The organism is Curtobacterium sp. NPDC092190 (assembly GCF_044755625.1).
In the GTDB taxonomy this organism is placed as follows: domain Bacteria; phylum Actinomycetota; class Actinomycetes; order Actinomycetales; family Microbacteriaceae; genus Curtobacterium.
Window position 1 is genome coordinate 199,667 of record NZ_JBIVRJ010000003.1, and the last position, 26,882, is coordinate 226,548.

The 26,882-nt window shown below is 72.0% G+C and carries 27 protein-coding genes; 13 read left to right on the top strand and 14 right to left on the bottom strand.

All coding sequences use genetic code 11. The annotated features are described in order from the left end of the window. Window positions 1–4 precede the first annotated feature (4 nt). Together ACIQFY_RS08805 and ACIQFY_RS08810 are read left to right on the top strand one after the other, a co-directional pair. Window positions 5–229 carry a DUF3107 domain-containing protein gene (locus ACIQFY_RS08805; RefSeq protein WP_066657860.1) on the top strand — a complete coding sequence of 75 codons (225 nt, stop codon included), beginning with the start codon at window positions 5–7 and terminating at the stop codon, window positions 227–229. 1 nt (window position 230) lies between these two features. Beyond that, complete coding sequence (locus ACIQFY_RS08810) at window positions 231–527, top strand: hypothetical protein (protein ID WP_400339455.1); 297 nt, start codon at window positions 231–233, stop codon at window positions 525–527. 57 nt (window positions 528–584) lie between these two features. Here the strand turns inward: ACIQFY_RS08810 and ACIQFY_RS08815 are convergent, their stop codons facing one another. Beyond that, window positions 585–1,301, bottom strand: a complete 717-nt coding sequence (locus ACIQFY_RS08815) for a ferritin-like fold-containing protein (protein ID WP_066652872.1) — start codon at window positions 1,299–1,301, stop codon at window positions 585–587. A gap of 104 nt (window positions 1,302–1,405) precedes the next feature. Here ACIQFY_RS08815 and ACIQFY_RS08820 point away from each other — a divergent pair, with 104 nt between their 5' ends. Continuing rightward, window positions 1,406–2,902: a DEAD/DEAH box helicase gene (locus ACIQFY_RS08820; RefSeq protein ID WP_400339456.1), complete on the top strand. Its 1,497-nt coding sequence runs from the start codon at window positions 1,406–1,408 to the stop codon at window positions 2,900–2,902. Between the two features lie 91 nt (window positions 2,903–2,993). Here the strand turns inward: ACIQFY_RS08820 and ACIQFY_RS08825 are convergent, their stop codons facing one another. Continuing rightward, window positions 2,994–3,866, bottom strand: a complete 873-nt coding sequence (locus ACIQFY_RS08825) for a PHP domain-containing protein (protein ID WP_311205946.1) — start codon at window positions 3,864–3,866, stop codon at window positions 2,994–2,996. A 70-nt stretch (window positions 3,867–3,936) separates the two neighbouring features. Between ACIQFY_RS08825 and ACIQFY_RS08830 the strand changes: the two genes are divergently transcribed. Then, window positions 3,937–5,421 (top strand): aminopeptidase P family protein, encoded by a 1,485-nt coding sequence (locus ACIQFY_RS08830; protein ID WP_209683626.1) that lies wholly within the window; start codon window positions 3,937–3,939, stop codon window positions 5,419–5,421. Window positions 5,422–5,436: 15 nt separating this feature from the next. Then, the gene (locus tag ACIQFY_RS08835) at window positions 5,437–5,946 is read left to right on the top strand and encodes a GNAT family N-acetyltransferase (protein WP_081985226.1); all 510 of its coding nucleotides are present in this window, start codon (window positions 5,437–5,439) and stop codon (window positions 5,944–5,946) included. Between the two features lie 115 nt (window positions 5,947–6,061). On the opposite strand, the gene ACIQFY_RS08840 is transcribed toward ACIQFY_RS08835, so the two are convergent. Then, window positions 6,062–6,979: a general stress protein gene (locus ACIQFY_RS08840; protein ID WP_400339461.1), complete on the bottom strand. Its 918-nt coding sequence runs from the start codon at window positions 6,977–6,979 to the stop codon at window positions 6,062–6,064. Window positions 6,980–7,136: 157 nt separating this feature from the next. Here ACIQFY_RS08840 and ACIQFY_RS08845 point away from each other — a divergent pair, with 157 nt between their 5' ends. Genes ACIQFY_RS08845 through ACIQFY_RS08860 form a run of 4 tightly spaced genes read left to right on the top strand, consistent with a single transcriptional unit; the run spans window position 7,137 to window position 11,060 of the window. Then, the gene (locus tag ACIQFY_RS08845) at window positions 7,137–8,456 is read left to right on the top strand and encodes a magnesium transporter MgtE N-terminal domain-containing protein (RefSeq protein WP_066652860.1); all 1,320 of its coding nucleotides are present in this window, start codon (window positions 7,137–7,139) and stop codon (window positions 8,454–8,456) included. Between the two features lie 34 nt (window positions 8,457–8,490). After that, the gene (locus tag ACIQFY_RS08850) at window positions 8,491–9,006 is read left to right on the top strand and encodes a DUF1003 domain-containing protein (protein ID WP_285844494.1); all 516 of its coding nucleotides are present in this window, start codon (window positions 8,491–8,493) and stop codon (window positions 9,004–9,006) included. Beyond that, the gene (locus ACIQFY_RS08855; protein ID WP_400339463.1) at window positions 8,999–10,165 is read left to right on the top strand and encodes a P-loop NTPase; all 1,167 of its coding nucleotides are present in this window, start codon (window positions 8,999–9,001) and stop codon (window positions 10,163–10,165) included. The genes ACIQFY_RS08850 and ACIQFY_RS08855 overlap by 8 nt, the downstream gene beginning before the upstream one ends. Before the next feature lie 43 nt (window positions 10,166–10,208). Further along, window positions 10,209–11,060: a class I SAM-dependent methyltransferase gene (locus ACIQFY_RS08860; protein ID WP_400339466.1), complete on the top strand. Its 852-nt coding sequence runs from the start codon at window positions 10,209–10,211 to the stop codon at window positions 11,058–11,060. A gap of 69 nt (window positions 11,061–11,129) precedes the next feature. Here ACIQFY_RS08860 and ACIQFY_RS08865 read toward each other — a convergent pair whose 3' ends face one another. Continuing rightward, window positions 11,130–11,510, bottom strand: a complete 381-nt coding sequence (locus ACIQFY_RS08865; protein WP_066652853.1) for a twin-arginine translocase TatA/TatE family subunit — start codon at window positions 11,508–11,510, stop codon at window positions 11,130–11,132. 64 nt (window positions 11,511–11,574) lie between these two features. Between ACIQFY_RS08865 and ACIQFY_RS08870 the strand changes: the two genes are divergently transcribed. After that, entirely contained in the window at window positions 11,575–12,207 is a 633-nt protein-coding gene (locus ACIQFY_RS08870; RefSeq protein WP_066652851.1) for an O-methyltransferase, read from the top strand. A 173-nt stretch (window positions 12,208–12,380) separates the two neighbouring features. Here the strand turns inward: ACIQFY_RS08870 and ACIQFY_RS08875 are convergent, their stop codons facing one another. Beyond that, on the bottom strand, window positions 12,381–12,551 hold the full coding sequence (locus ACIQFY_RS08875; protein ID WP_017887054.1) for a DUF3117 domain-containing protein: 171 nt from the start codon (window positions 12,549–12,551) through the stop codon (window positions 12,381–12,383). Window positions 12,552–12,696: 145 nt separating this feature from the next. On the opposite strand from ACIQFY_RS08875, the gene ACIQFY_RS08880 reads away from it, so the two are divergent. Continuing rightward, window positions 12,697–13,839, top strand: coding sequence for an AI-2E family transporter (locus tag ACIQFY_RS08880; RefSeq protein ID WP_158407733.1), 1,143 nt, complete (start codon window positions 12,697–12,699; stop codon window positions 13,837–13,839). Here the strand turns inward: ACIQFY_RS08880 and ACIQFY_RS08885 are convergent. Then, a complete protein-coding gene (locus ACIQFY_RS08885) occupies window positions 13,818–15,056 on the bottom strand; it encodes a hypothetical protein (protein ID WP_400339472.1) in 1,239 nt (412 codons plus the stop codon). The two genes, ACIQFY_RS08880 and ACIQFY_RS08885, sit on opposite strands and share 22 nt — an antisense overlap. Beyond that, the gene (gene dapE, locus ACIQFY_RS08890) at window positions 15,053–16,135 is read right to left on the bottom strand and encodes a succinyl-diaminopimelate desuccinylase (protein WP_326495709.1); all 1,083 of its coding nucleotides are present in this window, start codon (window positions 16,133–16,135) and stop codon (window positions 15,053–15,055) included. The genes ACIQFY_RS08885 and dapE overlap by 4 nt, the downstream gene beginning before the upstream one ends. 174 nt (window positions 16,136–16,309) lie before the next feature. On the opposite strand from dapE, the gene dapD reads away from it, so the two are divergent. Both dapD and ACIQFY_RS08900 read left to right on the top strand, forming a co-directional pair. Further along, window positions 16,310–17,278, top strand: a complete 969-nt coding sequence (gene dapD / locus ACIQFY_RS08895; RefSeq protein WP_400339474.1) for a 2,3,4,5-tetrahydropyridine-2,6-dicarboxylate N-succinyltransferase — start codon at window positions 16,310–16,312, stop codon at window positions 17,276–17,278. Between the two features lie 23 nt (window positions 17,279–17,301). Next, window positions 17,302–18,123, top strand: a complete 822-nt coding sequence (locus tag ACIQFY_RS08900) for an alpha/beta hydrolase (RefSeq protein ID WP_400339477.1) — start codon at window positions 17,302–17,304, stop codon at window positions 18,121–18,123. A gap of 573 nt (window positions 18,124–18,696) precedes the next feature. On the opposite strand, the gene ACIQFY_RS08905 is transcribed toward ACIQFY_RS08900, so the two are convergent. The 7 genes from ACIQFY_RS08905 to typA all read right to left on the bottom strand — a co-directional run bounded on the left by ACIQFY_RS08905 (window position 18,697) and on the right by typA (window position 26,804). Next, entirely contained in the window at window positions 18,697–19,995 is a 1,299-nt protein-coding gene (locus ACIQFY_RS08905) for a citrate synthase (RefSeq protein ID WP_400339912.1), read from the bottom strand. Window positions 19,996–20,189: 194 nt separating this feature from the next. After that, window positions 20,190–21,308, bottom strand: a complete 1,119-nt coding sequence (dapC, locus tag ACIQFY_RS08910; RefSeq protein ID WP_400339480.1) for a succinyldiaminopimelate transaminase — start codon at window positions 21,306–21,308, stop codon at window positions 20,190–20,192. A 14-nt stretch (window positions 21,309–21,322) separates the two neighbouring features. Continuing rightward, window positions 21,323–21,640, bottom strand: a complete 318-nt coding sequence (fdxA, locus tag ACIQFY_RS08915) for a ferredoxin (RefSeq protein ID WP_066652836.1) — start codon at window positions 21,638–21,640, stop codon at window positions 21,323–21,325. Window positions 21,641–21,677: 37 nt separating this feature from the next. Then, window positions 21,678–22,943, bottom strand: coding sequence for a PIG-L family deacetylase (locus ACIQFY_RS08920; protein WP_400339484.1), 1,266 nt, complete (start codon window positions 22,941–22,943; stop codon window positions 21,678–21,680). Between the two features lie 19 nt (window positions 22,944–22,962). Continuing rightward, window positions 22,963–23,502, bottom strand: coding sequence for a hypothetical protein (locus ACIQFY_RS08925; protein ID WP_400339487.1), 540 nt, complete (start codon window positions 23,500–23,502; stop codon window positions 22,963–22,965). Window positions 23,503–23,577: 75 nt separating this feature from the next. After that, window positions 23,578–24,771, bottom strand: a complete 1,194-nt coding sequence (locus ACIQFY_RS08930; RefSeq protein ID WP_400339489.1) for an amidohydrolase — start codon at window positions 24,769–24,771, stop codon at window positions 23,578–23,580. Window positions 24,772–24,881: 110 nt separating this feature from the next. Then, window positions 24,882–26,804 (bottom strand): translational GTPase TypA, encoded by a 1,923-nt coding sequence (gene typA / locus ACIQFY_RS08935; RefSeq protein ID WP_251154704.1) that lies wholly within the window; start codon window positions 26,802–26,804, stop codon window positions 24,882–24,884. Between the last annotated feature and the right edge of the window lie 78 nt (window positions 26,805–26,882).

The window sequence follows — 26,882 nt, forward strand, 5'->3', positions numbered from 1 at the left end:
GCTCGTGGACATCAAGATCGGCATCATCAACAGCCCGCGCGAGATCGCCTTCGAGACCGCCCAGAGCGCCGAGGAGATCGAGCAGGCCGTGGCAGCGGCCCTCGAGTCGCAGTCGACCCACCTCTCCCTCAAGGACGAGAAGGGCCGCCGGTTCATCGTGCCCGTCGCCTCGCTCGCCTACGTCGAGGTCGGCGCAGAGGAGTCCCGCCGCATCGGCTTCGTCGCCTGACGTGGAGCTGCTCTTCGCCGTGCTCGGCGGCCTCATCGCGGGGGCCGTCGCGCACGTCGTGGTGCCGTGGCGCTCGACGCGCGGCGCACTGCTCGGACCCGTCGTCGGCGGCGTCGTGGCGGCCGTCGTGTGGGAGGCCCTGACCTGGGCCGGTTGGCCGTACGACGGCGGATGGATCTGGGTCGTGGCCCTGGTGGGTGCCGGGGTCGTCGCCGTCGTGACCGAGTGGGTCCTGGGTCGTCGTCGCACGGCCGCAGACGAGCACGCCTTCGAGCGCGCACGCACCGAGCGCGCCTGACCGAGCAGGCCCGAGCGAGCGCGCCCCGCGCCCCGGGCCGTCGACGCGGCCCGCGCCTCAGGCGGTCAGGCCGAGTGCGTCCATCCGCCGTGTGTGCGCAGCGATGAGCTCCGTCCACACCGGCTCGAGCTTCTCCTGGTCCTCACGGGCGTGGACCGCCAGCGCCGACCGTGCCACGAGCAGCGTGTCCCCCACGAGCCGCCGGCCCCACATCGCCAGGCGCGACCCGACCCGCGGGTCCTGCTCGATGTGCGCTGCCAGCTCCTCGACGACCGCCGGTTCCTCGCGCGCGTCGAACACCGTCCGCAACCGCTGTCGGACGTCGAGCGGCAGCGACCGGAGCAGGCTGCCGAAGAGGTCGTTGAGGATCCCTGCCGTCACGTAGCCCGTGAGCATCGACTCGTACCAGTCAGCGCCGCTCGTGCGCAGCAGGAAGCGGTCGATCGCCTCGCGGTGGGGCTCCATGAGCTCCGCCGGCGCCCACCCGCCTCGTTCGATCTCGGCGACGATCGTCCGGTGCCGCTCGAGCGCGGTCGTCGCGAGCACGCCCGTGACGAGTCGCCCGGACATCGTCGGCGCCGCGGCACCGGCTCGACCCATCGTCTCGTAGAGCGACAGCTGCAGGTAGGCCGCCTGCCCCAGGTACACGTCGAGCTCGGGACTCACGTCGTCCAGCTGCAGGCGCTCCACGGGCTTGGCGTTCCGCGGGTTCCGCGACGCCAGCCACGCGGCGGCGAGCTGCGCAGCGCGCTTCCGGTTCCACCACGACACCACGCGCCAAGCATACGGGCCGCGGGCACCACTCCCGCCCGGCGGGCGCTGTCCTCGCCCGCCGTCGGTAGACTGGCCTGGACTTCCACCAGGACTAAGGTGATTCTTTGACTTTCGCAGACCTCAACATCGAGCAGGACATCGTCGACGCGCTCGCGACGAAGGGCATCGCCGAGCCCTTCCCGATCCAGCAGCAGACGATCCCGCTCGCCCTCACCGGCCAGGACATCATCGGCCAGGCCAAGACGGGTACCGGCAAGACCTTCGGCTTCGGCCTGCCGCTGATCCAGCGTCTCGGCGCCGACCCGGAGCACGGCGTGAAGGCGCTCGTCGTCGTCCCGACCCGCGAGCTCGCGGTCCAGGTGACCGAGGACCTCGAGCTCGCCACCTCGAACCGGTCGACCACGATCGTGTCGATCTACGGCGGCAAGGCGTACGAGGGCCAGATCGAGCAGCTCAAGGCCGGCGCGCAGATCGTCGTCGGCACGCCCGGTCGCCTCATCGACCTGCAGCGCCAGCGCCTGCTCGACCTGTCGAAGGTGCAGGAGGTCGTGCTCGACGAAGCAGACCGCATGCTCGACCTCGGCTTCCTGTCGGACATCGAGCGCATCTTCCAGGCCGTCCCCGCGGTGCGCCACACCATGCTCTTCTCGGCGACGATGCCGGCTCCGATCGTGGCGCTGGCCCGCCGGTTCATGACGCGCCCGGTGCACATCCGCGCGACGGACCCCGACGAGGGCCTGACGCAGGCGAACATCAAGCACGTCATCTACCGCGCGCACTCGCTCGACAAGGACGAGGTCATCGCCCGCATCCTGCAGGCCGAGGGCCGCGGCAAGACCGTGATCTTCACGCGCACGAAGCGCGCCGCCGCGAAGCTCGTCGAGGAACTGAAGGACCGTGGCTTCAACGCTGCCGCCGTCCACGGCGACCTCAACCAGGAGCAGCGCGAGCGCGCGATGGCGGCGTTCAAGGCCGGCAAGCGCGACGTGCTGATCGCGACCGACGTCGCGGCGCGCGGCATCGACGTGGACGACGTCACGCACGTCATCAACCACACGATCCCGGACGACCCGGACACCTACCTGCACCGCGCCGGCCGCACCGGTCGTGCCGGCAAGACGGGCATCGCGGTCACCTTCGTGGACTGGGACGACCTCCACAAGTGGACGCTCATCGACAAGGCCCTCGAGTTCGGCATCCCCGAGCCCGTCGAGACCTACTCGTCGTCGCCGCACCTGTTCGCCGACCTCGACATCCCCGCCGGGACGAAGGGCCGCCTGCCCGGTGCGCCCTCGCACGCGGCCGAGGCAGGTTCCTCCGCCGGCCGTGGCACGCAGCGGACCGGTGACCGTCGCGGCTCCGAGCGCAGCGGTGACCGCCAGGGCGGCTCGCGTCCGCGCTCGCGCACCCGGTCGGGAGGCTCGTCCGACGCCGTCACGTCGGCTCCGGCCGCCGACTCCACGGGTCCTGACGCCGCGCAGCCCGCCGGCGAGGGCTCGACCACCGACGGGGCCGCGAAGCGCCGTCGCCGTCGTCGTCGCCGCAGCGGTTCCGCCGAGGCGACCACCTCGGCACCGCAGGGCACCGGCGAGGGCGAGTAGCGCCTCCCGTCCGAAGGCCCCGTCACCCACGTGACGGGGCCTTCGTCACGTCCGCGTGCCTGCCCGCCGGGGACCCCGACAGGGGCGGACGTCAGGCCAGGCGGGAGCCCGCTCCGTGCACCGGGTCGCTGCCGGTGGCCTGGTCGACGATGGCGTCGAAGGAGTGCCGCGCGGTCCGGTGCTCGCCGAACCGGTTCGGCTTGCCGGTGCCGTGGTAGTCGCTCGAGCCGGTGACGAACAGGTCGTAGCGACCGGCCCAGTCGAGCAGCGTCCGCTTGCCGTGAGCGAGGTTCTCGCGGTGGTCGACCTCGAGCCCGCCGAGGCCGGCGTCGACGAGGTCGCGCAGCATGGGCTCGTCGATCACGATCCCGCGCGAGGACGCCGCCGGGTGCGCGATCACCGGCACGCCACCGGCGCCGCGGATGAGCTCGACGCCGCGCAGGGGCGTCGGCGCCTCGTGCGGTTCGTAGTAGCCGGAGGCCGGGTGCAGGATCCCGCGGAACGCCGCGCTGCGATCCGGCTCGAGCCCCCGGGCGACCAGGGCGTCGGCGATGTGCGGGCGACCGATGGTGGCGCCGTCGCGCGCCTGGGCGAGGACGTCGTCCCACGTGATCGGGTGGTCGCGACCGATGCGCTCGACCATGCGCCGTGCCCGCGCGAACCGGCCGTCGCGGATCCGGGCGGTCTCCGCGACCAGGGCCTCGTCGGTCGGGTCGACCAGGTAGCCGAGCACGTGCACGCTCCGGTGGCCGACGCGGGTGCTCAGCTCGAGGCCGGGGAGCAGCGACATCGGGCGGTCGCGGACGGCGGCGGTCGCCTCGTCCCAGCCGGCCGTCGTGTCGTGGTCCGTCAGGGCGACGCCGTCGAGGCCGGCAGCAGCGGCGGCAGCGACGAGCTCCGCCGGCCGCTCGGTGCCGTCGGACACGCTCGAGTGGGCGTGCAGGTCGATGAACGGATCGGGCACGTCGACCATGCTACCGACAGGTGAACAGCCGCTCAGGCCGGAGGGTCAGCTCGGTGCGATGATGGGTGACATGGCCGACACCACTCCTCGCGCGACGAGCAACCGATCCACCACCCCCGGGTCCTCGACCTTCAAGGACCACATCGCGTCGCAGTGGGCGGACCGGGAGCGTCCCACCCCCGAGCCGCGCGAGCAGTCGCCCTTCGCGGCGGAGCGACGTGCTCGCATCTCGGAGCTGCACCCCGGACGCACGATCGTCGTCCCCGCGGGTCAGGCGAAGGTGCGGTCGAACGACTGCGACTACCCGTTCCGTCCGCACTCGACCTTCGCGCACCTGACCGGCTGGGGCACCGACACGGTCGTCGGCTCCGTCCTGGTGATGACCCCGAACGGGTCCGGTCACGACGCCACGCTGTACTTCCGCGCCACGGCCGGCCGTGACTCCGAGGAGTTCTACGCGAACCCCGAGATCGGTGAGTTCTGGGTCGGGCCCCGCCCCTCGCTCGACGAGGTCGCCGCCGACCTGGGTCTCGCGACGGCCGACCTCGGCGCCTTCGCCGGGGTGGCCGACGGCCTCGACGCATCCGTCCTGCTCGTCCGCGATGCCGACGCCGAGCTGACGCGCGCCCTCGACACCCGACTCGGCACGACGGTCGGCGGTGCGGACGCCGTGGACGGGGCCCCGGCGACCGAGGACGTGCTCTCCCGTGACCTGTCCGAGCTCCGGCTGGTCAAGGACGCGTACGAGGTGCGCGAGCTCCGGAAGGCCGTCGAGGCCACGGGGTCGGGCTTCGACGACGTCATCGCCGACTTCGACGCCGTGCTCGCGCACCCTCGCGGCGAGCGCATCGTCGAGGGCACGTTCAACCGTCGCGCACGGGCCGACGGCAACACGGTCGGCTACGACACGATCGCCGCGTCCGGCCACCACGCGTGCATCCTGCACTGGACCCGCAACGACGGCGCGGTGCAGCCGGGCGACCTGATCCTGATCGACGCCGGCGTCGAGGTCGACTCGTTCTACACCGCCGACATCACCCGGACGCTCCCCGTGTCGGGCACCTTCACCGACGTGCAGCGCATGGTCTACGAGGCCGTGCTCGAAGCCGCCGACGCCGCGTTCGCGATCGTGAAGCCGGGCATCACCTTCCGCGAGGTGCACGCGACCGCGATGGAGGTCATCGCGAAGAAGACCGCCGAGTGGGGCTTCCTGCCCGGTACGGCCGAGGAGTCGCTGCAGCCGGACAACCAGTTCCACCGCCGCTACATGGTGCACGGGACGAGCCACCACCTCGGGCTCGACGTCCACGACTGCGCGAAGGCCCGTCGCGAGATGTACATCGACGGCGTCGTGCAGGCGGGCATGGTGTTCACGATCGAGCCCGGCCTGTACTTCCAGCAGGACGACCTGACCGTGCCCGAGGAGTTCCGCGGCATCGGCGTCCGGATCGAGGACGACGTCCTGGTGACCGAGGACGGCGCCGAGAACCTGTCGGTCGGCATCCCCCGGACCCCCTCGGAAGTGGAGGGGTGGATCGCCCGCACCGGCCGCTAGCCTGAGCGGGTGACGATGCCCGACGCCTCCCCCAGCACGACGTCCGCCCCGACCGACGGCCCGATCGCGCCGCGCGGGCTGGTGATCGACGTCGAGCACTTCGACTCGCCCGACGCACAGCGGCTCCGTGCCGCTCAGCGTCTGGAGATCGACCGGGCCTACGGCGGGGACACCGAACCGGGCGAGAAGCCGACGGCCGACTCGATCGCGGTCTTCTTCCTGGCCCGCGACGAGGACGGCACGCCCCTCGGCTGCGGTGGCCTGCGCCTGGTGCAGGACGGCATCGCCGAGGTGAAGCGGATGTACGTGCGGCCGGAGTCCCGCGGGGCCGGTGTCTCGAGCGCGATCCTCCGTCGCCTCGAGGAGGCCGCGATCGACCTGGGTTCCCCGGCGCTCGTGCTCGAGACCGGCGACGAGCAGAAGCGCGCGATCGGGTTCTACGAGCGCGAGGGCTTCCGCCGCATCGCGCAGTTCGGGCCGTACGTCGGAGCGGCGCGGTCGATGTGCTACTCGAAGGTGCTCTGACCACCGAGCCCTGACCGGCGACCCGTGACCGGAGCCCTGACCGGTCACGCGCCGCAACGCAGGACGCCCGCGTCGACGATCGTCGACGCGGGCGTCCTGCGGTTCGGTCCCTCCGTCAGCCGCGCTCGCCGTCGCGGCGGTCGTCGGGTGCCGAGCCGGGTCGCTGGTCCGCACCGGCGGGGCGGCCGCCGGCTCCGTCGACGCGCTCCCCGTACTGCGGGGGCTGGCCCGGTCGTGACTGCGGGACACGCGGGTCCGACGTCGGCGCCGGCTGCTGCGCCGTCTGCGGGGTCTCGCCGTACCGGGGGCCGTCGTTCGTCCCGTACCGCGGGCCGTCGTTGGTCCCGTACCGCGGACCGGCGGCCGACGGGCCGGACTGCTGCGGGCCTCCAGGCCGGTGCTGCTGCGGCTGGTGCGGCGTCGCGTGCCCACCGTAGGGCGAGCCCTGCTGGGGGCCCGGACGCCACGGCTCCTGGCCCTGGGACGGACGGGCCTGCGAACCCGGCGCGCCCGGCTGCGGAGCGTCGTTCCAGTGCGTCGACGGCGTCGCGCCGTGCTGGCCGAGGATCCGCTGCGCCTGGCCGGTGAGCTGCGGGTCGACGACGATCTGGTAGTTCGTGGCGAGCACCTGGTGCACGCTCGTGAAGTCCCGCTGCCGCTTCGTGATCGCGAACGAGACGATGCCGTACAGCATGCCGAACGCGGCACCGATGATCGCCGCGGCGATGATCAGCCCGCCCGCGGTCGGTGAGAACAGCGTCAGGACGATGCCGAAGAAGATGCCGAGCCAGAGACCGGAGAGCGCGCCCGCGATGGCCGCACGGCCGTAGGTCATCTTCCCGGTGACGCGCTCGACGGTCTTCAGGTCGTTGCCGACGATCGAGATCTTGGCGACGGGGAAGTCCGCCTCGGCGAGCTTCGCGACGACGCGCTGGGCATCGGGGTAGCTGTCGTAGGTGCCGAGGACGTCCCCACGCGGCAGCGTCGGGAAGGCCTGGGCGGTGCGTCCGGCGAACGGGCTCTGGTTGCTCACCCAGCCATCATCCACCGGGCACCTTGCGATCACACGTGCGCCTCCCGGGAACCTCCGGGGCAGGGGCGCAGCGGCTGGTGCACCGAGCCGCACGTCCCCTCGGTGTGCGCAGGGTGCGCTCGTCCCCGGCCCGCGCGGCAGCGACTACGCTGGACGGGTGAGCGCCACGAAGGTCTTCGTCGCCCGCCTCGCCGGGTGCTCCGTCTTCGACCCCGCGGGCGACCGCGTCGGTCGCGTCCGGGACGTCCTGGTCGTGTACCGCCGCGTCGACGCCCCGCACGTCGTCGGGCTCATCGTCGAGGTGCCCGGCAAGCGCCGCATCTTCCTCAGCATCGGCCGCGTCACGTCGATCGGCGCCGGTCAGGTCATCACCACCGGCATCGTCAACATGCGTCGCTTCGAGCAGCGCGGGGGTGAGGTGCGCGTCATCGCGGAGATGCTCGGCCGCAAGGTCCTGCTGACGCGCGACCGCATCCGCGCCACGATCGAGGACGTCGCGATCGAGGACCGCGGACAGGGCGACTGGGAGGTGTCGCAGCTCTTCCTCCGCAAGCCGAAGACGACCCCGTCGCCGTTCGGCAAGGGCCCGACGACCTTCGCCACGTGGAACGAGGTCACCGAGGACGAGCTCCCCGGCGAGGCCCAGTCCGCCGAGCACGTCATCGCCGCCTACTCCGACCTGGTCCCGGCCGACCTGGCGTCGACGCTGCTCGACCTGCCCGAGGAGCGCCGGTTCGAGGTCGCCGAGGAGCTCCCCGACGACCGGCTCGCCGACGTGCTCGAGGAGATGCCCGACCAGGAGCGCATCGAGATCCTGACCCGGCTCGAGGACGCCCGCGCAGCCGACGTCCTCGACCAGATGCAGCCCGACGACGCCGCAGACGTGCTCGCGCAGTTCCCCGACGACCGGAGCGAGGCGCTGCTGCAGCTCATGGAGCCGGAGGAGGCGCAGGACGTCCGCATGCTCCTCGAGTACGAGCCGGACACCGCGGGTGGTCTCATGACCACCGAACCCGTCATCGTCTCCGCGGACGCGACCGTGGCCGAGGGGCTGGCGCTCATCCGCCGGCACGAGCTCGCCCCGGCGCTCGGCGCGAGCGTGTGCGTGGTGCTGCCGCCCTACGAACCGCCGACCGGTCGGTTCCTCGGGCTCGTGCACTTCCAGCGCATGCTCCGGTACCCGCCGAACGAGCGCCTCGGCACGCTCATCGACCAGCAGACCGAGCCGGTCCGCGTCGACGCGAGCGCTGCCGAGGTCACGCGCGTGATGGCGACCTACAACCTCGTGTCCGTCCCCGTGGTCGACGACGCCCACCGTCTGGTCGGGGTGGTGACGATCGACGATGTCCTCGACCACGTCCTGCCGGACGACTGGCGAAGTCACGGCGAGGGGGATGCCCCCTCGCGACTCCGCCAACGCCAGCGCAAGACGCCCGTGACGACGGGGAGGAGGACCACCCGTGGCCCGAACGGATGACAACCGCCAGGGGCGACTCGACTCGCCGAAGGGCATGCGCACACGCGTGCTCCCGACCCGCCGCCGTGGTCGTGGCGACACCTTCGGTCGTGCGACCGAGGGCATCGCCCGCGGCATGGGGACGCCCTGGTTCCTGGTCGGTCTGACGCTCTTCTGTGCCCTGTGGATGGGCTACAACACCCTGGCGCCGAAGCCGCTGCAGTTCGACTCGGCTGCGATCGGCTTCACCGCGCTCACCCTGGTGCTCTCACTGCAGGCCTCCTACGCGGCACCGCTCATCCTGCTCGCGCAGAACCGGCAGGACGACCGCGACCGCGTGCAGTTCGAGCAGGACCGCCAGCGCGCCGAGCGCAACCTCGCCGACACCGAGTACCTGGCCCGCGAGGTCGTCGCCCTCCGTCTGGCGATGCGGGAGATGGCGTCGAAGGACTTCATCCGCGCCGAGATCCGGTCGCTGCTCGAGGAGCTCGACCGGCGGGACGCCGAGGAGGCAGCGCTGCGCGCCGACTCCGTCGACGACGGTGAGGGAGCGACGAGCACGCGTGGCTGACGGCACCGCAGCGACGCCCGACGAGCAGCTCGGCGCCGCGGTCCTCGCTGCGCTCGGTCGCGTGATCGACCCCGAGATCCGCCGCCCCGTCACGGAACTCGACATGATCCGCGGGGTCGACGTCCGGCCGGGAGGCTCGGTGCGGGTCGACCTGCAGCTCACGATCGTCGGGTGCCCCGCCGCCGACACCATCGAGCGCGACGTGCGGTCGGCCGCCGGTTCCGTGGACGGCGTGCACCACGTCGACGTCGACGTCGACGTGATGAGCCCGGCGACCCGCGCCGCCCTCACCGAACGCCTCCGTGCCGGCCGGCCGCGCGGCGTGCAGTTCACCCCGGACTCCCTGACCCGCGTGATCGCCGTCACGAGCGGCAAGGGCGGGGTCGGGAAGTCGACGGTCACCGTCAACCTGGCCGTCGCGCTCGCAGCGGCCGGTCAGCGGGTCGGCATCGTCGACGTCGACGTGCACGGCTTCAGCGTGCCCGGCCTGATGGGGTTGACCGACGAGCACGGCGTCGCACCCCGGCCGACCCGCGTCGACAACATGATCCTGCCGCCGGTCGCCCACGAGGTGAAGGTCGTCTCGATCGGCATGTTCGTCGACGACGTCTCGACCGCGGTGTCCTGGCGTGGACCGATGCTGCACCGCACGGTCTCGCAGTTCCTGACCGACGTCTGGTTCGGCGACCTCGACGTGCTCCTGCTCGACCTGCCGCCCGGCACCGGCGACGTGGCGATCTCGGTCGGGCAGCTGCTCCCCCACGCCGAGGTGCTCGTCGTCACGACGCCCCAGGCCGCGGCCGCCGACGTCGCCGAGCGGAGCGGGGTCGTCGCACGGCAGACCGGGCAGAAGGTCATCGGTGTGGTCGAGAACATGGCCGGGCTCGTGCAGCCCGACGGCAGTGTCCTGCACCTGTTCGGCGAGGGCGGCGGCGACGAGACCGCCGCTCGGCTCTCCCGGGGGCAGGACGTCCCCGTGCCGGTGCTCGGCCGCGTGCCCCTGTCGGTCCCGCTCCGGGAGGGCGGCGACGCCGGCGTCCCCGTCGTGCTCGGCGCCCCGGAGGACCCCGCCGCGGTCGCCCTGCGGTCCGTCGCCGAGACCATCACCACGATGGGACGGGGCCTGGCCGGACGGAAGCTCGGACTCAGTCTGTCCTGAGCGATCGTCGCGCACGGGCCGACGCGCCCGCTAGCGTGGCCGCATGGACAGCTCCGACCACGTCAGCGTCGACTGGGACGCCGCCCGCGCGACGAACCGCGCGAACTGGGACGACCGGGTCCCCATCCACGAGGGCGCGTACGACGTCGCCGCGCTCGACGACCCGGCACACCGGTCGGACGTCGTGCGCGACGACCTGCCCGCGCTCACACCGTGGCTGCCCGGCGGCACGCTCGCGGGGCTCGACGTCTGCCACCTGCAGTGCCACATCGGCACCGACACGGTCTCGCTGGCCCGCGAGGGTGCACGCCTCACCGGGGTCGACTTCTCGGCACCGGCGCTCGCGTCGGCAGCGGCCCTGGCCGACCGGCTCGGCCTCGACGTCACGTGGGTGGAGACCGACGTCCTCGACGCCCGCGCGGCCGTCGCGGGCGACTTCGACGTCGTCTACACGAGCATCGGCACGATCTGCTGGCTCCCGGACCTCGACCGCTGGGCCGCGCAGGTCGCGGGGCTCCTCCGGCCGGGCGGGGTGTTCTTCATCCGCGACGGACACCCCGCGATGTACGCCCTGGACGAGGACGCGCCGGAGCTCGCGACGCGACACCGGTACTTCCCCGACGGCACGGCCCAGCAGTGGGAGGACGCGGGCACCTACGTCGGCGAGGGCACCGTCGCGAACACCCGGACGTACGAGTGGCCGCACCCGCTGTCCGAGGTCGTCAACGCCCTGCTCGGCGCCGGACTGCGTCTCCGCCGACTGGACGAGGGGCGCACCCTGCCGTGGCGGTTCAGCCCGCACATGGAGGAGGACGGCCACGGTTCGTGGGTGTGGCCCGCCCCGGACCGCGACCGGATCCCGACGACGTTCACGATCGTCGCGACGCGTGATTGAGAACGGACGGGAGGCCCGGTGCCAGCTGGCACCGGGCCTCCCGTCCGTCGTGTCGTGACGGGAGCCGCGTCAGGTCGCCTCGGTGTCGAAGGGGGCCGGCTCGCCCTCGGCGAGCGGCACCACCGGCGCCGTCGCACGCACCTTCGACGCGGTGACCTGCGCGGTCTCCACCGCGGCCGTGCTGCCGGCGGCGGTGCCCCCGGAGTCGAGCAGGGCGTCGCGGATGATGCGACGGGGGTCGTACTGCCGGGGGTCGAGCTTCTGCCAGTCGACGTCGTCGAACTCGGGGCCCATCTCCTCGCGCATGCGGTCCTTCGCGGTGTCCGCGAACCGGCGGATCGCCTTGACGAACTCGGCGAGCTTCTGCGCGTACATCGGCAGGCGCTGCGGCCCGAGCAGCAGCACCGCGATGATCCCGATGATCAGGATCTTGTTGAAGTCGATGGACACGGCAACGAGCGTAACCCGTCCCACTGCGCCGCACCCGTAGAGTTGTCTCCCGAACGGAGTGTGCGTGTCAGAGAAAGAGTCGAACTGGAAGTTCGCCGAGGACATCGTCTCGGAGCCCGAGGTGATCGCCCGAGCGCGAGAGCACTCCCTCGAACTCGGGGTCGAAGCCGTCTCCCCCGCGATCGGCGCCCAGATCGCCGTGGTCGCAGCGGCATCGCGCGCGACGAGCATGATCGAGATCGGCACCGGGCTCGGCGTCTCGGGGCTCTACCTGCTGCGCGGCGCGCCCGATGCGACCCTCACGACGATCGACGTCGAGGTCGACCACCAGCAGTACGCCCGTGACGCCTACGTCGCCGCCGGCACGGCGCCCTCGCGCGTCCGGCTCATCCCGGGTCGGGCGAACCAGGTGCTGCCCCGGATGAACGAGGCGTCGTACGACGTCGTCCTCGTCGACGCCGACCCCGAGCACGTGATCGAGTACGTGGAGCACGGACTCCGCCTCGCGCGCGTCGGGGGCACCGTGCTCGTGCCGCACGCGCTCTGGCGCGGTCGCGTCGCGGACCCGGTGCGTCGGGACCGCGCGACGACGGACTTCCGACTGCTGCTCACCGAGGTCTCGACCTCGGGCGCGGTGCGGAGTGCGCTCTCCCCCGCCGGGGACGGGCTGCTGCAGATGACGAAGGTCTCGGCCTGACCCGCCGGACGTCCTGACCCGACGGACGTCCTGGACCGACGGACATCCTGATCCGATGGACGTCCTGGATCGACGGACGTCGCGGCCCGGTCTGCCGGTTCCGTCGGCCACGACGCACACGAGAGGCCCGGAGCGTACGCGCTCCGGGCCTCTCGTCGTGGTGCGTCGACGGACTAGGCGGAGACGACCTCTGCCAGTGCGTCGTGGAGTTCCTTGGCCTCGGCGTCGTTGACCGAGACCACCAGGCGGCCTCCACCTTCGAGCGGAACCCGCACGATGATGAGTCGACCCTCCTTGACAGCCTCCATCGGCCCGTCACCGGTCCTCGGCTTCATCGCTGCCATCAGATGTCCCCTTTCGTGCAGAAGATGCAGGCCCATTATCCCGTACCGAGGGGGCAACTGCGAAACCGCCCAGGTTGGGGGTGTCGGAATGCGACGTTCTCGCGGCTCCGGGTGGTCACCTTGGCGTGTGCCGAACATCCGCTCCATGCTGCGTCCACAGGTCGATCCGGTCGTCGAGGCGGTGCCGAGGGGCATGCGCATCGCCGGAGCGTTCTCGTGGCGCTTCCTCGTGGTGGTGGCTGCCCTCGCCGTCGTCGTCGCCCTCGTGGTCCTGCTGCAGGACATCCTCGTGCCGTTCCTGGTCGGGCTGCTCGTCTGCGCACTGCTCGCCCCCTTCTCGGCGTTCCTGCAACGTCACCGGTGGCCGAAGTGGCTCGCCGTGCTCACGGCCTGCATCTCGGTCGTGGTCGTCCTCGGTGTCCTGGCGCTCGTCGTGACGGCGCAGATCCGCTACGACCTGCCGACGCTCGAGCGTCGACTGACGAGCAACGTGCAGACCTTCCAGACCCTGCTCGCGTCCGAGCCGTTCGGCATCACCTCGGCGCAGGTCACGAAGTACCTGGCGGAGGCGACGAAGTTCCTGCAGACCCACGTCGCGTCGATCCTGTCCGGGGCCGCCGAGGCGGGCAGCGGGCTGGTGCACGCGCTCGAGGGGCTGTTCATCGTGGTGTTCACGACGATCTTCGTGCTCATCGACGGCCGCCGGATCTGGTCGTGGGTGGTGCGGATCTTCCCGCGACGCTCGCGCGGGCGCATCGACGCCGCGGGTCAGGCGGGGTGGAAGACCCTCACCAGCTTCATCCGCGTACAGCTCGTCGTCGCGGTGACGGACGCACTCGGCATCGTCATCGGCGCGCTCGCGCTCGGCCTCCCGCTCGCCGTCCCGATCGGCGTGATCGTGTTCTTCGGCGCGTTCGTCCCGGTGGTCGGGGCGATCGTCGCCGGCATCGTCGCCGTGCTCATCGCGCTGGTCTTCAACGGACTGGTCCCGGCGCTGGTCATGCTCGCCGTGGTGGTGGTGGTCCAGCAGCTCGAGAGCCACGTGCTGCACCCGTTCCTCACCGGCTCGGCCGTCCGGGTGCACCCGCTCGGCGTCGTGCTCGGCGTGACCGCGGGCACCACGATCGCCGGCGTCGTCGGAGCCTTCTTCGCCGTACCGTTCATCGCGACGGTGAACGCGATGGTGCACGCCGCGGCCGACTGGCGCCCGGGCGAGGACCCCTCGGCGACACCCGCCGCCGAGGACTCAGACGACCGCGAGGTCGATCACGGCGGCGTCCAGTCGTAGCCGTCGACCCACCAGCAGGTGTACAGCCAGACGAACTGCAGACCGAGACAGACCGCGACCACCAGCACCCGGTAGCCCGACGACCGCGGGAGGGCCACGATGCCGAGGAGCGGCGCGATCGGCAGCAGGATGCGCCAGGTGCTCGACTGCGGGAAGAACACGGCGAGCAGGTAGACGACGTAGGCCACGCCCCACAACCGCAGCTCGAGGCCGACGCGCCGCACAGCGGGGTGCGCGACGAACACCGCGAACCCGACGAGCGCCACGGCGAGCAGGATCCCGCCCGCCGGCTGCCCGAACCACCAGCCGGCGCCCTGGATCCACGGCGCGAACGGGACGAGTTCCCGCCACCCGATGTACGACGACCGCCAGGCGAGCTCGGTATCGGTGTACGCCTTCGGGACCCCGGTCACCGCCCACGCGATCGCCGGCCATGCGAGTCCGACGAGCCCCGAGACCGCACCCACGACGAGTGGCGGCAGAGCGGTGCGCAGGGTCGGCCGCTCCACCTCGCGCACCCATGACGGCCGGATCGTCCAGGCGGCCAGGAACAGCACCACGAGGAACGCGAACGCGAGCCCGGTCGGTCGGGTCATCCCGAGCAGCAGCACGACCGGCACCATCGTCCACCAGCGGCGGTCCACCATCAGCAGCAGGGCGACCAGGAGCAGGAAGAGCCCCATCGCCTCGGCGTAGGCAACCTGGAACACAGCGGACACCGGCGCGACGCAGAACAGCACCGTGGCGAACGTCGCCCGGCCGTCGTCGAGGAAGCGGCCCATCAGCCGTCGGAACACCAGCGCAGCGCCCCACCCGGCGACCAGCGACACCGTGACCGCGACGGCCTCGAACGACGCCCCGGTCAGCACCATCAGCCCTCGGACGAGGAACGGGTACGCGGGCATGAACGCCCACGCGTTCTCGGTGACGTGGCCCGCGGCGTCCATCGGCAGGGTCGACGGGTACCCGTTCGACGCGATCACCCGGTACCAGGCGCCGTCCCAGATCGATGCGAAGGACAGGTACGACGGACGCGCGCCGGTGAACGAGTTGGCGGTCTGCACTCCGGCGAAGGCCAGGAGCATCGCCCCCGTCACGAGACGCGCGACCACGTAGACGACGGTGACCCGGACCCACCAGGGCACGAGCCGGTAGCGCGCGCGCCAGCGGCCGGCGCCGTGGAGCCCCGCGACGGTGCGCGCGGGGCCGGTGGTCACGCCGTCAGCCACCGACGCAGGCCGTCCTCGACCGCGGTGATCTGGTCGACGGGGACCTGCTCGTCGTCGTGGTGGGCGAAGACCGGCTCGCCGGGACCGTAGTTGACCGCCGGGACCCCGAGCGCCGAGAAGCGGGCGACGTCGGTCCACCCGTACTTCGGGCGCGGGGCCGGGCCGCCGACCGCTGCGACGAACTGCTGCGCGAGCGGCGCGTCGAGCCCGGGGCGGGCGCCGGCGGCGAGGTCGACGATCTGCACGTCGTACCCGTCGAACAGCTCTCGGATGTGCGCGACCGCCTCGTCCGCGCTGCGCGACGGCGCGAAGCGGTAGTTCACGTGCACCATGGCCTCGTCCGGGATGACGTTGCCGGCGATGCCCCCGGTGATGCCCACGGCGTTGAGCCCCTCGCGGTACTCGAGCCCGTCGACCGTCACGGTGCGCGGTTCGTACGCCGCGAGCGTCGCCAGGATCGGTGCGGTCTTGTGGATCGCGTTGTCGCCGATCCAGCTGCGTGCGCTGTGGGAGCGCTTGCCGGAGGTCCGGACCTCGGCGCGGAGGTTGCCGTTGCACCCACCCTCGATCTGGGCCCCCGACGGCTCGCCGAGGATCGCGAAGTCGCCCGCGAGCAGCTCGGGACGGGTCCGCGCCAGCCGACCGAGGCCGTTCAGGGAGTCGCTGACCTCCTCGTGGTCGTAGAACACCCACGTGACGTCGACGTTCGGCTCGGTCAGGTCGTGCGCGAGCTTCAGCTGCACGGCGCACCCGGCCTTCATGTCGACCGTGCCGCGACCCCAGAGGATCTCGGTGCCGTCGTCCGCGGTCCGGAACTCGGTCGGCAGGTTGCCGTTGAGCGGCACCGTGTCGATGTGCCCGGCGATCACGACCCGGCGCTCGCGACCGAGCTGCGTGCGTGCCACGATCGCATCGCCGTCGCGCACGACGTCGAGGTGGGGCAGCGACGACAGCGCCGCCTCGATCGCGTCGGCGAGGGGTCCTTCGTTCCCCGACACCGACTCGATGTCGCAGACGGCGCGCGTGATGTCGATGGACGAGGCGGTGAGGTCGAGCTGCTCCGGCATGCGGTCAGCGTACCGGCCGCTTCCCTCAGCGGACGGTGAGGCGACCACCTGTGGACGGTGCCGATCCGTCCACAGCACCCGCGCCTCCAGGCCGGCCTGGTCGCGTCACCGACGTTCTCCACAGACCGTCTCCCCGGACGGGTCGCCGACCGGCCCGCTCGCTACCCTGGTGGCGTGACCGACGCGACCGCAGCCACCGACCGACCCACGCACGCCTGGGGCCACGGCCTCGCGACGATCGCTGCCGACGGCACCGTCCTCGACACCTGGTACCCCGAGACGCACCTCGGTGCGCGTCCGGCCGACGCGGTGTTCCCGCCCGAGCTCGAGGCGCACGTCGGCGACGACCCCCGACGCGAGGTCCGGATCGAGGCGGTGACGACCGAGATCGTCATCGACGACGCACCGACCAGCACGCCCGATGCGTACCTGCGGCTGCACCTGCTCAGCCACCTGCACGTCCGGCCGAACACCGTCTCGCTCGACGGCGTCTTCGGTCACCTGCCGATCGTCGCCTGGACCAACGCCGGCCCGGTGCACCCGGACGCCCTCGTCCGCCTGCGTCCGGTCCTGCAGCGCGCGGGCATCGCGGTGCACGCGGTCGACAAGTTCCCCCGCCTGCTCGACTACGTCGTGCCGGACCGGGTGCGCATCGGCGACGCCAACCGGGTGCGGCTGGGCGCACACCTGGCTCCCGGCACGACCGTCATGCACGAGGGCTTCGTGAACTTCAACGCCGGCACGCTCGGTGACGCCATGATCGAGGGTCGGGTGTCGCAGGGGGTCGTCGTCGGAGACGGCACCGACATCGGTGGGGGTGCGTCGATCATGGGGACCCTGTCCGGCGGCGGGACGCACCGGGTGTCGCTGGGCGAGCGGGCGCTCCTCGGGGCGAACGCCGGCCTCGGCATCTCGCTCGGGGACGACTCCGTGATCGAGGCCGGACTCTACGTGACGGCCGGCACCAAGGTCGTCCTGGTGGGTGTCGCACCGAACCCGGACGGCACGCCGCGCACCGTGAAGGCCGCAGAGCTGTCGGGCGTGCCGAACGTGCTGTTCCGGCGCAACTCGCTCTCGGGTGTGGTCGAGGCCCTGCAGCGCCAGGGCCAGGGCATCCAGCTCAACACGGCGCTGCACGCGTAGCGCGGCTCCCGACGAGAGACGGCATGGGGGCGACGATCGGGGGGCCGCACGGACCGGTGCCCGTCCGGCAGTACGGACGCCCGGGCCGACCCACCTTGGTGTGGTTGCACGGGGGCGGGTTCTTCCGCGGCGGCCTCGACCAACCGGAGTCGCACGCCGTCGCCACCGCGCTGGCCGCCCACGGGCTCGCCGTCGTGACCGTCGACTACCGCCTCGCTCCGCTGCCCGGGCTGCCCTGGGTCGGACGCCGTGGAGCTCGGCCCCGGGCGCGGTGGCCCCACGCGCACGACGACGTGCTCGCGGTGGTCCGACACACGAGGGCGCACACCGACGGGCCGCTGCTGCTCGGTGGGGCGAGCGCGGGGGCGTGCCTCGCGTCCGCCGCGACGCTCGGCCTGCTCGATGCCGGCGACCCGCCGGAGGGCGTCGTCCTCGCGTACGGCTTCCACCACGCCCGACTCCCCCGCGACCGCGCCGTGCAGCGCACCGTCCGCGGACACCGCCGTGTGACGCACGCCCCGTGGGCCCTCGACGTCGCGAACCGGAACGCGGTGCCCCGGACGGCACTCGGGCAGCGGACGGCGTTCGCCGGCGGACAGGACCTGACCGGCTTCCCGCCCGCCTTCGTCGTCGACGCCGCGTCCGACGCGATGCGGGCGTCGGGCGAGCGGTTCGCTGCCGAACTCGTCTCGGCGGGCACGTCGGTGGAGCGACACGTCCTGGCCGATCGGCACGCCTTCCTGAACCGACCGGGCACGCCCGCGTTCCGTGCGGCCGTCGACCTGCTCGGGACCTGGGCGACGGCGACGGGCCGGTTCCCGTCGGCGGCGCACCGCGCCTGCTGACCGCCGCTCCTGCACGCCGCCTGACCGCCGCTCCTGAGCGCCACGAGGAGCTCGGCGCGAGCCGGGTGACGCCGGCTGGCGCCGACGGAATCCGGGCGCACTCGATGGAACCGGGCGTACGCAGCAGGCCCGGGCGTACGCAGCAGGCCCCGGCGTACCCACCAGAACCGGGCGTACCGAGCAGAACCGGGCGTACCTGATCCGCAGGATCGACCAGGTACGCCCGGTTCCGCCTGCCGTGGCACGCGTGTCGGGAAGGAACGGGCTGCACGCCGGACGGGAGGCGCGGTGCCAGCCCGCACCGCGCCTCCCGTCCGGCGCGCGCGCACTTGCCCTCAGGTCACCGAGCGGGCAGGACACGCCGCGCGTCTCCTGCCGAGCGTGCAGGAACCGTCGCCGGACGACGACGCGCGTGACAGGAATGGCCCGCTCGCGCGCTCGCGCGCTCGCAACCGTTGAGCGTGACAGGAATGGCCCGCTCACGGCTCGCGCCCGTCGAGCGTGACGGAAGAGGCCCGCTCGCGGGGCGCGAGCGGGCCTCTCGGACCGTGTCGAGTGGGCCGGGGCCGGACGTCAGCGAGCGGGCAGGTCCCGCTCCGGGTGCCCCACGTAGAGCTGCTGCGGGCGGCCGATCTTGTTGAGCGGATCGTTGTTGAGCTCACGCCACTGGGCGATCCATCCCGGCAGACGCCCGATGGCGAACAACACCGTGAACATGCGCGGCGGGAAGCCCATCGCCCGGTAGATGATGCCCGTGTAGAAGTCGACGTTCGGGTAGAGCTTGCGGCTCACGAAGTACTCGTCCTCGAGCGCGATCTGCTCGAGCTCCATCGCGATGTCGAGCAGGTCGTCCTGCACCCCGAGCGACTGCAGTACCTCGTGCGCGGACTCCTTCACGAGCTTCGCGCGCGGGTCGTAGTTCTTGTAGACGCGGTGCCCGAAGCCCATGAGCTTCACCCCGCGCTCCTTGTTCTTCACCCGCTCGACGAAGCGCGACACCGGCTCACCGGAGTCCTTGATCTGCTGCAGCATCTCGAGCACGGCCTCGTTCGCGCCACCGTGCAGCGGCCCGTACAGCGCATTGATGCCGGCGGAGATCGACGCGAACATGTTCGCCTTCGTCGAGCCGACCAGGCGCACGGTCGAGGTGGAGGCGTTCTGCTCGTGGTCCTCGTGCAGGATGAGGAGCCGCTCGAGCGCCTTCGACAGCACCGGGTTCGGCTCGTACGGCTCGGCCATGGTGCCGAAGTTCAGCCGGAGGAAGTTGTCGACGAACGACAGCTTGTTGTCCGGGTAGAGGAACGCCTGCCCGATCGCCTTCTTGTGCGCGTAGGCGGCGATGACCGGCAGCTTCGCGAGGAGCCGGACGGTCTGCAACTCGACCTTCTCGGGGTCGTCGACGTCCATGTCGTCCTCGTAGTACGTGGACAGTGCGCTCACGGCGCTCGACAGCACCGACATCGGGTGCGCCGAGTGCGGCAGCGCGTCGAAGAGCCGGCGGAGGTCCTCGTGCAGGAGCGTGTGCCGACGGATGCGGGCGTCGAAGTCGTCGAGCTCCTCCTTCGTGGGGAGCTCACCGTAGATGAGGAGCCACGCGACCTCGAGGTAGGTGCACCCCGATGCGACCTGGTCGATCGGGTACCCGCGGTAGCGCAGGATCCCCTGGTCGCCGTCGATGTACGTGATGGCGCTCTTGGTCGCGCCGGTGTTGACGAAGCCGTAGTCGAGCGTGTTCAGCCCGGTCTGCTTCTTCAGCGAGGAGATGTCGATGGCGGACGCACCGTCGACGCTCGGCAGGATCGGGAACTCCGCCGTGCCACCCGGGAACGTCAGTGTCGCCGTCTCCGTCGACTCCGCGGCGGCGGGGCTCACGGGGACGGGCGTGGTGGGCGGTGTGGCCGTCTTCTGAGCGTCGTTGGCAGTGTCAGTCACGACGACAGCCTAACTGCGCCGACTGTCGGTCGTGCACCACCGGAAGGCGGAGATCTGGTGGATTCCACGGATTGTGCGGGGAGCGCACAGCGGTCTCGCCCCTCGTCACGACCGGGAGGCGCGGCCCACCTCGATCAGGACGCGGCCAGTCTCCGGGTGCTCGCCAGCCGCTGCGCCGCGGCCGCGATCCGGTCGTCGGTCGCGGTGAGCGCCACCCGGACGTGCTCCGCCCCGGCGGGCCCGTAGAAGGTGCCCGGTGCGACGAGGATGCCCCGCTCCGCCAGCCAGCCGACGGTCTCGAGCGCGGGCTCGCCGCGGGTCGCCCAGAGGTAGAGCCCGGCCTCGCTGTGGTCGATCCGGAAGCCCGCCCCTTCGAGTGCCCGTCGGAGCATGTTCCGTCGGGCGCGGTAGCGGGCCTTCTGCTGCTGCACGTGCGTGTCGTCGGCGAGGGCCACGATCATCGCGTCCTGGACCGGCAGCGGCGGCATCATGCCGGTGTGCTTCCGGACCGCCAGCACGTCGGCCAGGATCGCCGCGTCCCCCGCGACGAAGGCAGCACGGTACCCGGCGAGGTTCGACTGCTTCGACAGCGAGTACACGCTGAGCACACCGTCGACCCGGTCGCCCACGACCTGCGGGTCGAGGATCGAGGGTGTCGGCGACGCGTCGTACGGCGGCTCCCACCCGAGCTCGGCGTAGCACTCGTCGCCGACGATCACGGCGCCGAGCTCCCGCGCCCGTGCGACCGCGGCGCGCAGCTGTTCGACGGACAGCACGCGACCGTCCGGGTTGCCGGGCGAGTTCAGCCACACGAGCTTCGTGCTCTCCGGCCATGCGGCGGGGTCGTCCGATGCCAGCGCGTCGGCGCGCACGAGCGCGGCTCCGAGCTCGTAGGTCGGGTACGCGGCCTCCGGGAACACGACGGTGTCCCCCGGGCCGATCCCGAGCCAGAGCGCGAGCCCGGCGATGAACTCCTTCGACCCGATCGTCGGGAGCACCTGCTCCGGCGTCAGCGTGACGCCCTGCCGACGGCCGTACCAGTCGGCGATCGCCTCGCGCAGCGCGGGCGTGCCGGCGACCTGCGGGTAGGCGTGCGCGTCGGTCGCTCCTGCCAGGGCTCGTCGGACGACCTCAGGGGTCGGGTCGACGGGCGAACCGACGCTGAGGTCGACGATACCGCCCTCGTACGCCGCTGCGCGCTGCTTGAACGGGACGAGCTGGTCCCAGGGGAAGTCGGGGAGGTCGAGCGCCACGGAGCGGTCCGGGGTCAGCCGCGCGGGGGCTGGGCCGTGATGACGGGGTGGTCCTTGTGGATCACACCGACCTTGGCAGCACCGCCGGGCGAACCGACCTCGTCGAAGAACTCGACGTTGGCCTTGTAGTAGTCGGCCCACTCGTCCGGCAGGTCGTCCTCGTAGTAGATCGCCTCGACCGGGCAGACCGGCTCGCACGCACCACAGTCGACGCACTCGTCGGGGTGGATGTACAGCGACCGGTCACCCTCGTAGATGCAGTCGACCGGGCATTCGTCGATGCAGGCGCGGTCCTTGACGTCGACACAGGGCTGGGCGATCACGTAGGTCACGGTGCGGGTGCTCCCTTCGGACTGAGCGTGGTCGAGTCTACTCGCGGCGCCCGGGAGCCCCGGACCGCGCGGTGTCCGTGGACGATGCGGCAGCCGTCCCGGCGCCGGCTCCGGCTCCGGACGCCGACGCCGCCGCGGCGCGGGCGCGCAGCCCCGACAGGTCGGGCCAGGCGAGGGTGAACGCCGCGATCGCCGCCGGCGCGAAGGTCCAGACGTAGCCGGCGAGGTTCGCGAGCACCAGCGGGGACGACTGCCCGCCGACGCTCACGAGCACCTGCGTCGCGGCGATGATCCCGATGCCGGCCGCTGCGACCATCGCCCGCGAGCGGTACAGGAGGCGCAGTCCCACCACGAGTCCGAGCACGATGAGCGTCGTCAGGACCATGCCGACCGGGAAGCCCGCAAGCCGCTGCTGGTGCGTGACGGTCCCGAGTGCTCCGACGACGAGCCCGGCGACCGCCGCGACGACGACCGCGGTCACCTTCCCCTGACGGGTGAGCTCGGCGAAGGTCTCGGGAGCGTGGGGCACCGGGTCGGCGTCGTGCCGGAACGCCTCGATCGCGGGGGCCTCCTGCCGGACGCCGTGGGGCATCACCCAGGTCAGGCGCTGCGGGTCGGTCGGGTCCACGGGGTCGATGGCGACCTGCGACCGGTACTGCTCGACGGCGGCGCGGACCTTCGCCCGGACGGGGACGACGTCGACGGTCAGGTCGACCTCGTCCGACGTCGGGTCGACGATCATCGAGAAGGGGACCTCCTCTGCCCGGGCCGCGTACCGGGCAGCGTGGTGCACCCGCACGTGGTCCGGGTGGCCGTACCCGCCGTCGTCGGCGTAGCTGACCACCGCGTCGGCGCCGGTGGAGCGGATCGCCGCGCGCACGTCGTCGACGACCTCGCCCAGGTCCGCCGCGGTGAGCGAGTCGGCCGGGGCGTCGTCGGCGGCCGTCGCGCGTCCGTCCGGTCCCCACTGCATGCCGGAGTCGCTGTACCGCCGCTCGGGCAGGTCGGTGGGACGTGCTCCCCGGCCGCCGAGCCACAGGTGTGCCGGGCCGCCGAGCGCGGCCAGCGCGGCGGCGATCTCGGTCTCGCGGTGTGCGGCGACACGGGGGCCGTCACCGAAGAGCGGCGCCAGGGCCTCGGTGAGCATCTCGCCGCGCTCGCCCCGCGTCGCGGTGAGCACCGTCACCTCGGCGCCGAGCTCGAGCAGGGTGGCGATGGTGCCGCCGGACGACAGGGTCTCGTCGTCGGGGTGGGCGTGCACGAACAGGACGCGCTCGGGACGCGGTGCGGGAGCCTTGGACATCGCGTCCCAGGGTACTTCGCTAGCGGGGCGTGACGATGTACGTCGCGGTGACGCCGTCCGACGACTCGGACACCGTCAGCACCACGCGGTACGCGTCGCTGCGGAACATCCCGAACGCGCTCGACGTGTCCGCACGCTTCGCGGACTCGGTGTACCCGGCGGCAGCGAGCTGCTCGGCGGCCGCCGCGAAGTCGTCGACCGAGGCCACGCGGACCTGGACCACCCAGCCGGAACCGTTCGGCCCGGCCCCACCGCCGAGCACGGTGCCGTCGACGAGCGGGACGTCGGCGGTCGGGAAGCCGTCCGGCACCCTGCCGTCGCTCGTCACGCCCGTGCCCGACAGTGCCGCGTCGAGGGCGCCGTCGATGCCGCCCGCGACCGAGGCCATGCCGTCCTGGACCGCCTCGCCGTCGATGCCCTGCACGGTCTCGCTGACGTTCGAGGCGACCGACGAGCCGAGGTCGGTCGCCTGGCGCACCGCGTCGGCGGAGCAGCCGGTCAGGCCCGCGAGGGCGATCCCCGCGGTCACGGCGGCGATGAGGGTCCGGGTCGTGCGCATGCGGACACCCTAGGTGGACTGCCGGGAGGCGCGGCGTGCGTTCCCTGGGAAGTCTCCCGTCCGCCGCGCCGCCGGTCAGGACAGGTAGGTGCGGGCGGCTGCCGTCAGGGCGTCGACGCCGACCGGGATCGCCGTCTCGGCCTGCGGCGCGTAGAACGGCGAGTGGTTGCTCGGGATCTCCTCGCCGCGGCGGAACAGCTCCGGATCGGTGATGCCGGTGAACCAGTACACGAGCGGCACCCCCGCCGCGGTGGCGAGCTGGCCGACGTCCTCCGACGCCATCGCCAGCCCGATCTCCAGGTCGCGCGCACCGGGCACGACGGGACGGATCGCCTCGAGCACGCGCTTCGCCGCCTCGGGGTCGTTCACGGTCACCTCGGCACCCGGGGCACGCTCGATGGTCGGCGCGGCGAGGCCGCCCGCCTCGCTCTCGGCCCGCACGATGCGCTCGATCGAGGCGATGATCCGCTCGCGGGTCTCCTCGTTCCGGGCGCGCGTCGAGATCTCGATGACGGCCTGGTCCGGGATGATGTTCGGCCGGGTCCCGGCGTGGAAGGCGCCGACGGTGACGACGCCGGCGTCGGACGGCGAGACCTCGCGGGAGACGACCGTCTGCAGCCGCACGACGGCGCTCGCGGCGGTGACGATCGGGTCGAGCGAGGCCTGCGGCGCCGAACCGTGCGCGCCGCGGCCGTTGAACGTGACCGTCATCCGGTCGCTCGACGCCATGACCGGTCCGCTGCCGACCGCGACGATCCCGACCGGCGCGGGGGCGGAGTGCTGCCCCAGCACGACCTCCGGCTGCGGGAAGCGCTCGACCAGGCCGTCCTCGATCATCGCGCGGGCACCGGAGATGACCTCTTCCGCGGGCTGGAAGACGGCGACGACCGTGCCGTGCCACGCGTCACGGGTGTCGACGAGGCGCTCGAGGGTCCCGAGCAGCCACGTGACGTGGATGTCGTGTCCGCAGGCGTGCATCGTCGGGACCTCGACGCCCTCGTCGTCGCGGCCGGTGTGCGTGCTCGCGTAGGACAGCCCCGTGCGCTCCTGCACGGGCAGGCCGTCGATGTCGGCGCGGAGCCACACGACCGGCCCGTCGCCGTTCGCCAGGACGCCCACGACGCCCGTGCCGCCGACGCCCGTGGTGACCTCGATCCCACCGATCTCGGCCAGTCGGTCGGCGATCACACCGGCGGTGCGGTGCTCCTGGAAGCCGAGCTCCGGGTGGGCGTGCAGGTCCTGGTACAGGGAGAGGAGATCGAGGGTCACCCGTCCACCGTAACCCCGGAGCCGGAGGGCGCGGACGCCGACGGCCCGGCCACCTCGACGAGGTGACCGGGCCGTCGGACGGAGGCAGTGCCTCCAGGCCTGTCGCGGGGTTACGCGTCCTGGCGCTTCAGGCGGGCGTACGCGCGCTGACGGGCCTGCGCGTCGAGCTCGACCTTGCGGATGCGCACGTTGTCGGGGGTGACCTCGACGCACTCGTCCTCGCGCGCGAACTCCAGGCACTCCTCGAGGGAGAGCTGGCGCGACGGCGTCATCGACTCGAAGGAGTCGGCGTTCGCCGAACGCATGTTCGTGAGCTTCTTCTCCTTCGTGATGTTCACGTCCATGTCGTCGGCGCGCGAGTTCTCGCCGATGACCATGCCCTCGTAGACCTCCTCCGTCGGGTTGACGAAGAACGTCATGCGCTCCTGCAGGTTCGTGATGGCGAACGGCGTCACGACACCGGCGCGGTCGGAGACGATCGAGCCGTTGATGCGGGTCTGGATCGGGCCCGCCCAGTCGTCGTAGCCGTGCGAGATCGCGTTCGCGATGCCCGTGCCACGGGTCTCGGTGAGGAACGACGTGCGGAAGCCGATGAGGCCACGCGACGGCACGATGAACTCCATGCGGATCCAGCCGGTGCCGTGGTTCGTCATGTTCTCCATGCGACCCTTGCGCGCGGCCATGAGCTGCGTGATCGCGCCGAGGTGCTCCTCCGGCGTGTCGATCGTCATGTGCTCGTAGGGCTCCTGGAGCTTGCCGTTCTCGTCACGCTTCGTGACGACCTGCGGCTTGCCCACGGTGAGCTCGAAGCCCTCGCGGCGCATCTGCTCGACCAGGATGGCGAGCGCCAGCTCACCACGGCCCTGGACCTCCCAGGTGTCCGGACGGCCGATGTCCTGCACCTTGAGCGACACGTTGCCGATGAGCTCGCGGTCGAGGCGGTCCTTGACCATGCGCGCGGTCAGCTTGTGGCCCTTGACCTTGCCGACGAGCGGGCTCGTGTTGGTCCCGATGGTCATCGAGATGGCGGGGTCGTCGACCGTGATGGTCGGCAGCGGGCGGACGTCCTCGGGGTCGGACAGCGTCTCACCGATGGTGATGGTGTCGAAGCCGGCGACGGCGACGATGTCACCGGGGCCCGCGGACTCGGCCGGGAAGCGGTCGAGTGCCTTCGTGATGAGCAGCTCGGTGATGCGGGCGTTCGCGACGGTGCCGTCGTGCTTGACCCACGCGACCGTCTGCCCCTTCTTCATCGTGCCGTGGAAGATGCGGAGCAGCGCGAGGCGGCCGAGGAACGGCGAGGCGTCGAGGTTGGTGACGTGCGCCTGCAGCGGGTGCTCGTCGTCGTACGTCGGCGCCGGCACGTGCTGCAGGATCGCCTCGAACAGCGGCTCGAGGTCGTCGTTGTCGGGCAGCTCGCCGTCGTTCGGCTTGTTGCGGCTCGCGGCACCGGCACGACCGGACGCGTAGACGACCGGGACGTCGAGGATCGCGTCGAGGTCGAGGTCGTCGACCTCGTCCGACAGGTCGGAGGCCAGGCCGAGGAGCAGGTCCTGCGACTCGGAGACGACCTCGTCGATGCGGGAGTCCGGGCGGTCCGTCTTGTTGACGAGCAGGATCACCGGGAGCTTCGCGGCGAGCGCCTTGCGCAGCACGAAGCGGGTCTGGGGCAGCGGGCCCTCGGACGCGTCGACGAGCAGCACGACACCGTCGACCATGGAGAGGCCGCGCTCGACCTCACCACCGAAGTCGGCGTGGCCGGGGGTGTCGATCACGTTGATCGTGATGCGGCCACCCGGGTTGAACTCCTCGGCGTGCTCCCCGTTGTAGAGCACCGAGGTGTTCTTCGCGAGGATGGTGATGCCCTTCTCGCGCTCGAGGTCGTTCGAGTCCATCATCCGGTCTTCGCCCTCGAAGTGGGCGTCGAACGAGTTGGTCTGCGTGAGCATCGCGTCGACGAGGGTGGTCTTGCCGTGGTCGACGTGTGCCACGATGGCGACGTTGCGCAGGTCGGACCGGGTGGCGAGCGCCATACAGGACATCCTTCAAGTGTTCGGAGAAGATCGGGCGGCCGACGGCGGCTCTCGCGCCGTGGTGGCACTGCCCGTGGG

Bases quoted from the DNA above. Each gene is read 5' to 3' on its own strand.
- ACIQFY_RS08830 (WP_209683626.1), top strand. From the start codon at position 3,937: ATGGCCGACACCACTCCTCGCGCGACGAGCAACCGATCCACCACCCCC.
- ACIQFY_RS08835 (WP_081985226.1), top strand. From the start codon at position 5,437: ATGCCCGACGCCTCCCCCAGCACGACGTCCGCCCCGACCGACGGCCCG.
- ACIQFY_RS08850 (WP_285844494.1), top strand. From the start codon at position 8,491: ATGCGCACACGCGTGCTCCCGACCCGCCGCCGTGGTCGTGGCGACACC.
- ACIQFY_RS08860 (WP_400339466.1), top strand. From the start codon at position 10,209: ATGGACAGCTCCGACCACGTCAGCGTCGACTGGGACGCCGCCCGCGCG.
- ACIQFY_RS08875 (WP_017887054.1), bottom strand. From the start codon at position 12,551: ATGGCAGCGATGAAGCCGAGGACCGGTGACGGGCCGATGGAGGCTGTC.
- ACIQFY_RS08880 (WP_158407733.1), top strand. From the start codon at position 12,697: ATGCTGCGTCCACAGGTCGATCCGGTCGTCGAGGCGGTGCCGAGGGGC.
- dapE (WP_326495709.1), bottom strand. From the start codon at position 16,135: ATGCCGGAGCAGCTCGACCTCACCGCCTCGTCCATCGACATCACGCGC.
- ACIQFY_RS08900 (WP_400339477.1), top strand. From the start codon at position 17,302: ATGGGGGCGACGATCGGGGGGCCGCACGGACCGGTGCCCGTCCGGCAG.
- ACIQFY_RS08920 (WP_400339484.1), bottom strand. From the start codon at position 22,943: ATGTCCAAGGCTCCCGCACCGCGTCCCGAGCGCGTCCTGTTCGTGCAC.
- ACIQFY_RS08925 (WP_400339487.1), bottom strand. From the start codon at position 23,502: ATGCGCACGACCCGGACCCTCATCGCCGCCGTGACCGCGGGGATCGCC.
- typA (WP_251154704.1), bottom strand. From the start codon at position 26,804: ATGGCGCTCGCCACCCGGTCCGACCTGCGCAACGTCGCCATCGTGGCA.